General features: G+C 74.0%; 8 protein-coding genes and 1 tRNA gene. 2 read left to right on the top strand and 7 right to left on the bottom strand.

Annotated features, from left to right (window positions below; translation table 11 throughout):
* Positions 1 to 34: 34 nt before the first annotated feature.
* Positions 35 to 1,558 carry a hypothetical protein gene (locus ACOV8S_RS00775; protein ID WP_448315304.1) on the top strand — a complete coding sequence of 508 codons (1,524 nt, stop codon included), beginning with the start codon at positions 35 to 37 and terminating at the stop codon, positions 1,556 to 1,558.
* A gap of 114 nt (positions 1,559 to 1,672) precedes the next feature.
* On the opposite strand, the gene ACOV8S_RS00780 is transcribed toward ACOV8S_RS00775, so the two are convergent.
* The 7 genes from ACOV8S_RS00780 to galU all read right to left on the bottom strand — a co-directional run bounded on the left by ACOV8S_RS00780 (position 1,673) and on the right by galU (position 7,522).
* Positions 1,673 to 1,746 (bottom strand) — tRNA-Ala (locus tag ACOV8S_RS00780).
* 93 nt (positions 1,747 to 1,839) lie between these two features.
* Positions 1,840 to 3,273, bottom strand: a complete 1,434-nt coding sequence (locus tag ACOV8S_RS00785; protein ID WP_448315306.1) for a hypothetical protein — start codon at positions 3,271 to 3,273, stop codon at positions 1,840 to 1,842.
* Between the two features lie 208 nt (positions 3,274 to 3,481).
* Positions 3,482 to 4,081 carry a GNAT family N-acetyltransferase gene (locus ACOV8S_RS00790; RefSeq protein ID WP_448315308.1) on the bottom strand — a complete coding sequence of 200 codons (600 nt, stop codon included), beginning with the start codon at positions 4,079 to 4,081 and terminating at the stop codon, positions 3,482 to 3,484.
* Positions 4,082 to 4,098: 17 nt separating this feature from the next.
* On the bottom strand, positions 4,099 to 4,659 hold the full coding sequence (locus ACOV8S_RS00795) for a MogA/MoaB family molybdenum cofactor biosynthesis protein (protein ID WP_448315310.1): 561 nt from the start codon (positions 4,657 to 4,659) through the stop codon (positions 4,099 to 4,101).
* On the bottom strand, positions 4,656 to 5,135 hold the full coding sequence (gene moaC, locus ACOV8S_RS00800) for a cyclic pyranopterin monophosphate synthase MoaC (protein ID WP_448315312.1): 480 nt from the start codon (positions 5,133 to 5,135) through the stop codon (positions 4,656 to 4,658). Before moaC ends, ACOV8S_RS00795 begins: the two co-directional genes overlap by 4 nt.
* A 96-nt stretch (positions 5,136 to 5,231) precedes the next feature.
* Positions 5,232 to 6,614, bottom strand: coding sequence for a molybdotransferase-like divisome protein Glp (gene glp / locus ACOV8S_RS00805; RefSeq protein WP_448315314.1), 1,383 nt, complete (start codon positions 6,612 to 6,614; stop codon positions 5,232 to 5,234).
* A 5-nt stretch (positions 6,615 to 6,619) separates the two neighbouring features.
* Positions 6,620 to 7,522, bottom strand: coding sequence for a UTP--glucose-1-phosphate uridylyltransferase GalU (gene galU / locus ACOV8S_RS00810; RefSeq protein ID WP_448315316.1), 903 nt, complete (start codon positions 7,520 to 7,522; stop codon positions 6,620 to 6,622).
* A gap of 197 nt (positions 7,523 to 7,719) precedes the next feature.
* Here galU and ACOV8S_RS00815 point away from each other — a divergent pair.
* Positions 7,720 to 8,110: 5-formyltetrahydrofolate cyclo-ligase (locus ACOV8S_RS00815; RefSeq protein WP_448315318.1), on the top strand; the 391-nt coding region annotated here is incomplete at its 3' end.

An 8,110-nucleotide genomic window follows, 5' to 3' on the forward strand; every position in this document is an offset into this window, starting at 1 on the left:
CCCCGTTTCCGCCACCCCCGCCGCAGGAGCAACCATGCCGACCCACCGGTCCGTCGTGTCCCACCCGCCCGTGTCCGGCCGCAGGACGGGCGGAGCCTCGCGCGCCGTGCTCACCGCCGCGGCCGTGGTCTGCGCGACGGCCGCCCTGACCGTCGTCGTCCCCGCGACGCCGGCCGGGGCCGCCTCCCCCTACCGGGGCGCCAACACCGCCTCGGTGCAGGACGACTTCAACGGCGACGGGTACCGCGACCTGGCCGTCGGCGCGCCCGGCGCGTACGCCGGCTCCGCCGAGGGCGCGGGCGCGGTCGTGGTGTTCTACGGCTCCGCGGGCGGAGTCTCCGCGTCCCGTCGGACCGTCATCACGCAGGCCACGACCGGCGTCCCCGGCAACCCGGAGGAATGGGACGACTTCGGCTCGGCCGTCACCTCCGCCGACCTGGACCGGGACGGCTACGCCGACCTGCTCGTCGGCTCCCCGGGCGAGGACGCGGGCACCATGGCGGAGACCGGATCGCTCACGGTCGTCTGGGGCGGCTCAGCGGGCCTCAAGGGCGGCGCCACGGTCCCGACCCCGACCGGCCTGAACGAGGGCTGCGTCTTCGCCGCGGGCATCGCGGCGGGAGACGTCACCGGCGACGGCGCGCCCGACCTCGGCGTCACCGGCCGCTGCGGCGCCACCACGTACACCGGGCCCTTCACCCGCACCGGGGCACCGGCGTCCCGGTCGGTCGTGAACCAGCTCGGCACCAACCGGGGCGTCGTCATCGGCGACGTGACCGGCGACGGAAAGGCCGAACGGTTCTGGCTGCGGGGCCCGACGGACGGAGACGTCGGCGGACCGGTGCACCTGGAGAACCACCCCGGCTCGTACACCGAACTCCCCCTGGTCGACGGCCTTTCGGGCCAGATCGGCGACGTCGACGGCGACGGGTACGGCGACCTGGTCACCGGCGTCCCGTACGACGCGTCGGTGTACCACGGGGAGACGCCCGCCCACCGCGGCGGCGAGATCCAGGTCCTCTACGGCGGCCCGCAGGGCATCACCCCCGACCAGAAGCCCCAGGTCTTCCACCAGGCCACCGCCGGCGTCCCCGGCGCCGCCGAGGACGGCGACCTGTTCGGATCGTCCCTCGCCGTCGGCGACGTCGACGGCGACAGGTACGCCGACGTCCTGGTCGGGGCCCCGTACGAGGCCCTCGGCTCCAAGAGCTACGCGGGCTCCACGACCCTGCTGCGCGGGTCCGCCGCCGGACTCACCGCGACCGGCTCCACGTCCTGGTCCCAGGACACCACCGGGGTGCCCGGCGCCGGCGAGGACGGCGACCAGTTCGGAGCCTCCGTCCACCTGAGCGACCTGAACAAGGACGGCCGCGCGGAAACGGTGGTGGGGGTGCCCTCCGAGAACGGGTACGGGCTGGTGTGGACCGCCAAGGGCTCCGCGTCCGGTCCGCTGGCCGGCAGCTCGTCGACGCTCAGCGGCAACGGAGTCGGCGTCACCCGCCGGTACTCGGACCTCAGGTTCGGCGAGGCCCTCCCCGGCGCCCGCCACGTACTCTGACCCACCCCGAGCCGGGCGGAGCTCCCGCCCGGCTCGGGACACCGGTGCGTGGGGCCCCCGGAAACGACGAAGATCCCGGCCGATCGTGAGATCGTCGGGATCTTGTCGTGCAGGTGGACCTGAGGGGATTCGAACCCCTGGCCCCCTCGATGCGAACGAGGTGCGCTACCGGACTGCGCCACAGGCCCTTGCAACGAGTGAAACTCTAGCATCCCCATCCGGGTGGTCGGTAATCCGTTCCGCGCGATCCCCGCAGGCCGGACGCCGGTCCACCCGGCGGGTCACTCGTTGGCCGCCCGGGGCCGGTCCCGGTCCCCCTCGGCGTACTGGTCGAAGAGCGGGGTGCGGCCCCGGCCGCGGCCGCGGCGGGCTCCGGAGCGGCCTCGGGGCTCCGGGTGGGCCTGGGGCTCCTCGGACGCGGACGCGTCGGCGGCCTCGGCCTCCTGGGCCCCCTGCGGTTCCGCGGGCTGGTCGTGGCGGTCCGCGCCGACGGCGGCGCGGGCGGAACTCCAGGCGTCGTCCGTGAGGTCGACGTCGGAGGTGGCGCGCGGGGCCACCGGCGCGGTGACGTAGGTCGGCAGCGGGACCGGCACCGGCTCCCAGCTGTCGGAGGGACCCGCGTCCCGCTCGGGCTCACGCTGCTGGTCGACCCACTCGGCGTGGTCGGTCTGCTCGATCAGGGCGAGCCGGTCGGCGGCGAGCGAGGAGAGCGTGGCCGGCCCGGGGTCGTGCCCCTCGGGCTCCGGCACGCCGTCGCCCGGACGGCCCGCGGGCCGCTGGACGGCGAGGTCCTGTTCGGGTCCGCGCGGGAGGCGTTCGGTGCCGCGCTCGGCATCCGCGGCGGGGGACGGACGCGGACGGCGGCGTCCGCCGCGCTCCCGCTCCCGCTCACGGCCCCGCTCACGCACGCGTCGCGCCGCCTCCTCGGCCTGACCGCGGTCCATGCGGTAGGCGAAGCGGCGGCGTTCCTGGGTGCGGAGGTAGGCGATGTAGACGCTGAGCAGCACGGCCGGCAGGGCCGGCGCCCAGAGGAAGGCGACGCCGCCGACCGCGGCGGCGACCGCGCCGATGCTGAAGGCGACGAAGAGCAGCGTGATGGTGCGGCGTCTGCGTGCCATCACCCGGGAGCGCGCGATCTTCGCCCGCGCCGCCTCCGCCTTCCGCTCCGCGACCGCCCGGGAGGCCCGGTCGAGACGGTCGGGCCGCTCCAGGCGCTCCGTGCGGGCCGGGTGCTCGACGCGGTCCGCGCGTTCGACGCGAGCCGGGTGCCCGGAGCGGTCCGGGCGGTCCGGGCGGTCGGTCCGCTGGGCGTCCGGCATCGGATCACCCGGGGCCGCCTCGTGGCCGGGACGCCTGCCCGGCACAGGGCCGTCGCCCCGTCGCCGGGCGCCGGGAGCCTCGCCGCGGCGCTGCTCCGGCCCGGCGGGGCGCGGATCGTCCGGGGGTACGGCGAAGGCCCGGACGTCGACCGAGTCGGTCACGGCGTCCGGGTCGACCGTGTCGGCCGCGGGCTCCGCCTCGTCGGAGGAGCGCGCGAGGTCCTTGGCGTAACGGCGCTCCATCCCCGCCCTTCCGGACAGCAGCCGGATGGCGGTGCTGAAGCGTTCCGTCGGACGGGCCTCGTTCAGCTCGTCCTGCCTACGGAGCCACATCGGCACCAAGTAGGCGGCCCAGGCCCCGACAATGACTGCGTAGATGAGGCCGCTGCTGCTCACGGTCACACGGTAGAGCGGTTTGGGTAAGGCCATCTGCCAATTCACACGGTGTGTCGCACGATCTGGCTGATATTTCGAGCCTTTTAGGCGACCGATGTGATCACAGACCGCCGGAAGCATGAATTCCTGCACCCAAACGTGAGCGCAACGGACCCAAATTCGAACACTTATTCAATTACCGGTGACAGGGAGCCCTCTCGGGCATCTGTCAGGGCGTACGGCCCCTCAGCCTGGACAGACGCGTCATCATCCCTTCGGGGACCTCTTCCGCGGTGAGCGCGTAGACGAGGTGGTCGCGCCAGTCCCCGTCGATGTGGAGATAGCGCGGCCGCAGCCCTTCCTCGCGGAATCGGAGTTTCTCCACCACGCGGCGGCTCGGCCCGTTCTCGGGGCGAATGCAGACCTCCAGCCGGTGCAGTCCGACCGAGCGGAAGCTGTGGTCCGCGGCGAGCGCGACCGCCGTCGGCATCACCCCTCGGCCGGCCACCGCCTGGTCCACCCAGTAGCCGATGTTCCCCGAGCACATGGAGCCCCAGGTGATGGAGCCGACCGTCAGCTGCCCCGCCAGACGCCCCTGGTACTCGACGACCCAGGGCATCATCCGCCCGGCCCGCGCCTCGGCGCGCAGGTGACGGACCATCTGCCGGTAGGTGGGCCGGTGGGTGACCGGGCCGCCCGGCATCGGGGGCGGGATGGTCGCCTCCCAGCGGCGCAGCCAGTCGCGGTTGCGCCGGTTGACCTCGCGCCAGTCGCCCTGGTCGCGCATCCGCATCGGCCGCAGCCGGACGTCGCCGTGTTCCAGGACCACGGGCCAGAGCAGGCCGTTCAGCTCGCACCCCCGGAGGACGGGCCCCCCGACGGCGCGGAGGAGGGGTGGTCGCCGCCGCGGAGCTGGTCCACCGCGTGCGTGAGCAGGTCGCCGAGGACGGCGAGGCCGTCCTTCACCCCGCCCGTGGAGCCGGGAAGGTTGACGATCAGCGTGTGCCCCGCGACGCCCGCGAGCCCTCGCGAGAGGGCGGCGGTGGGAACCTTGTCCCGGCCGTACGCGCGGATCGCCTCGGGGATGCCGGGGACCTCGTGGTCCAGGACCCTGCGGGTGGCCTCGGGGGTGCGGTCGGTGGGCGAGACGCCGGTGCCCCCGGTGGTCAGCACCACGTCGTAGCCGGCCGCGACGGCGTCCCGCAGCGCGGCCTCCACCGGGTCGCCGTCGGGGACCACCACGGGACCGTCCACGGCGAAGCCGAGCGCCTCGAGACCCGCCTTCAGCAGCGGACCGCCGCGGTCCTCGTACACCCCGGCGGCGGCCCGGTTGGACGCGGTGACGACCAGTGCCCGGTAGCCCTGGAGCCCGGGTCCTTGGGCGCCGTGCCCCTGAGGACCGCTCACGCCCGCCTCCACTCGCCGGACTTGCCGCCGGTCTTCTCCTCGACCCGCACGTCGCTGATGACGGCGCCCTTGTCGACCGCCTTGACCATGTCGACGACGGTGAGCGCGGCGACGGTGACGGCGGTCAGCGCCTCCATCTCCACCCCGGTGCGGTCGGTGGTCCTCACCGTGGCGGTGATCTCGACGGCGTCGTCGGCGACGGCGAGGTCGAGCTTCACCCCGGAGAGGGCCAGCGGGTGGCAGAGGGGGATCAGCTCGGGCGTCTTCTTGGCGCCCATGATCCCGGCGATCCGCGCGGTCGCGAGGGCGTCCCCCTTGGGCACTCCCTCACCGCGCAGCAGCTCCACCACGTGCGGGTGGACGAGGACCCGGCCGCTCGCGCGGGCGGTGCGGGCGGTCACGTCCTTCCCGGAGACGTCGACCATGCGGGCGGCGCCCGCCTCGTCGATGTGGGTCAGTCGGTCCTGCGTACCCATGCGGAAGGCGTCCTTAGTCGTTCAGGGCTGCTGCCGTGCGCTGCCGTGCGCGGTGTGCACGACGATGCGCGACACGGTACCGCCAGGATCGGCCCGTCAGCCGAGCAGGACCACCTCGACGTCGTCGCCGGGCTCCACCGAGGTGACGTCCTCGGGGACCACGATCAGCGCGTTCGCCTGCGCCAGCGCGCCGACCAGGTGGGAGCCCGCGCCGCCCACCGGGGTGACCCGGTCGCCGTCGAGGCGGCCGCGCAGGAACTGGCGGCGGCCCTGCGGCGAGGAGAGCGCCCTGCCCGCGTCCAGGGACGCCCGGGTACGCGGCCGGTGGAGCTGGTCCTCGGGCAGGCCCATCAGGGCCCGGATCACCGGACGGACGAAGATCTCGAAGGAGACGAACGAGGAGACCGGGTTGCCCGGCAGGGTGAGCACCGGCGTGTGGTCGGGGCCGATCATCCCGAAGCCCTGCGGCTTTCCGGGCTGCATGGCGACGCGCCGGAAGTCGACGCCGGCGGCCGGCTTCCCGCCGCCGTCCTCACCGCCGCCCTCGTCGCCGTCCTCGAGCTGTGCCGGTTCGGGGGCGGTGAGCGCCTCCTTGACCACGTCGTAGGCGCCCACGCTGACGCCCCCGCTGGTCACCAGCAGGTCGGCGCGCACCAGTTGGTCGTCGACGCTGGTGCGCAGGGTCTCCGCGTCGTCGGCGACCGCCCCCACCCGGTAGGCGATCGCGCCGGCCTCCCGGGCGGCGGCGGTGAGGGCGAAGCTGTTGGAGTCGTGGATCTGCCCGGGCTTCAAGGACTCGCCGGGCGGCACGAGTTCGCTGCCCGTGGAGAGGACCACGACCCGCGGCCGGGGACGGACCTTCGCGGTGGCCCGGCCCACGGAGGCGAGCAGGCCGAGCTGGGCGGGCCCGAGGACGGTGCCGGCGGCGAGGGCGCGGTCCCCCGCCTTCATGTCGCTGCCGGCCCGGCGGACGTGCGCCCCGGCCTCGGCGCCCTGGTAGACCCTGACCTGCCCGGAGGCGCCCTCGGGCGCCTTGCTGCGGGCCTTCATCCCGGTGGCCGGCCCGCCGCCCAGGCCCCCGTCGGTCCACTCGACGGGCACGACCGCCTCGGCGCCGGGCGGCAGGGGCGCGCCGGTCATGATGCGGGCGGTCTGCCCCGGGCCCACCTTCAGCCCGGGGGCCTGACCGGCCGCCACGTCCCCGACCACCTCGAGGACTGCGGGGAACTCCCTGCTCGCACCCGTCACGTCCGCGACGCGCACCGCGTAGCCGTCCATCGAACTGTTGTCGAAGGGCGGCAGGGAGACCGGCACCGTCACGTCCTCGACCAGGACGCAGCCCTGGGCGTCGAGCAGTTGCAGCTCGATCGGCTCGAGGGGGCGGACGGTGGAGAGGATGTCCTCGAGGTGCTCCTCCACCGTCCACAGGCGGTCCTCCTGCGACGGCGACGCGGTGCTGCGGGGTGCGGTGGTGCTCAAGTCCGTTACATCTCCTCGGCTACGAATCGGCGGAGCCAGGTCCGGAAGTCCGGCCCCAGGTCCTCACGTTCGCATGCCAGTCGGACAATCGCACGCAGATAGTCGCCACGGTCTCCGGTGTCATAGCGGCGGCCCTTGAAGACGACGCCGTGGACGGGTCCGGCGACGCTCTCGTCGGCCGCCAGGTGCTGGAGGGCGTCGGTCAGCTGGATCTCGCCGCCGCGCCCCGGCGCGGTGTGCCGCAGCACCTCGAAGATGCCCGGGTCGAGGACGTAGCGGCCGATGACGGCGTAGGCGGACGGGGCGTCGGCCGGCTCGGGCTTCTCGACCAGTCCGGTCACCCGGGTGACGTCGGCGTCCTTGGTGCACTCGACGGCAGCGCAGCCGTAGAGGTGGATCTGGGCCGGGTCGACCTCCATCAGCGCCACGACGCTGCCGCCGTACTCGGCCTGGACCTCGATCATGCGGGAGAGCAGCGGGTCGCGCGGGTCGATCAGGTCGTCGCCGAGGAGGACCGCGAAGGGCTCGTCGCCGACGTGCGGGGCGGCGCAGAGCACCGCGTGGCCGAGGCCTCTGGGGTCGCCCTGGCGGACGTAGTGGATGGTGGCGAGGTCGGTCGGCTCCTGGACGCGGGCCAGCCGGTCGTTGTCGCCCTTGCGCTCGAGGGCGTTCTCCAGCTCGTAGTTGCGGTCGAAGTGGTCCTCGAGCGGGCGCTTGTTGCGGCCGGTGACCATCAGCACGTCCCGCAGGCAGGCCTGGACGGCCTCCTCGACGACGTACTGGATCGCCGGCTTGTCGACGACCGGGAGCATCTCCTTGGGCGTCGCCTTGGTGGCCGGAAGGAACCGCGTGCCGAGACCGGCCGCCGGGATGACAGCCTTACTGATCCGAGGATGTGCCTTCATCATGTTCGCAACCATATCCATTGGGTTGTACGGAATCGGGAGCTCCATTCGATTCCACGTCATATGGCTGCATTCGGGCGGAAAACTGAACCGATCGTGCGGCCGGGAAGCTGTGGGAGACACCGCGGTGGGAGACAACAGTGACTGACGAGGATGCCAAGCGAAGGTTGCGGGCGGAGATCCTCCGTGCGAGGAGAAGGTTGACGGACGACGAGCGCCGTGCGGCCGGGCGCGCGCTGGCGGCGCGAGCCCTGGAGCTGCCGGAGGTGGCGCGGGCGCGGACGGTCGCGGCGTACGTCTCGGTGGGCTCGGAACCGGAGACCCGTGCGCTGCTGGACGCGTTGCGCGCACGGGGCGTGCGGGTGCTGCTCCCGGTGCTGCGCGAGGACGACGACCTGGACTGGGCGGAGTACCGCGGCGCGGACGCGCTGGTCGCGCGGCCGCTGGGGGCGGGGCGGATGACGCTGCTGGAGCCGGGCGGCGCGCCGGGCGGCGTCGAGGCGGTGCTCGCCGCGGACGTCGTCCTGCTGCCGGGACTGGCGGTGGACCGCGGCGGGCTGCGGCTGGGCCGCGGGGGCGGCTCCTACGACC

Source organism: Streptomyces sp. CO7 (genome assembly GCF_053474865.1).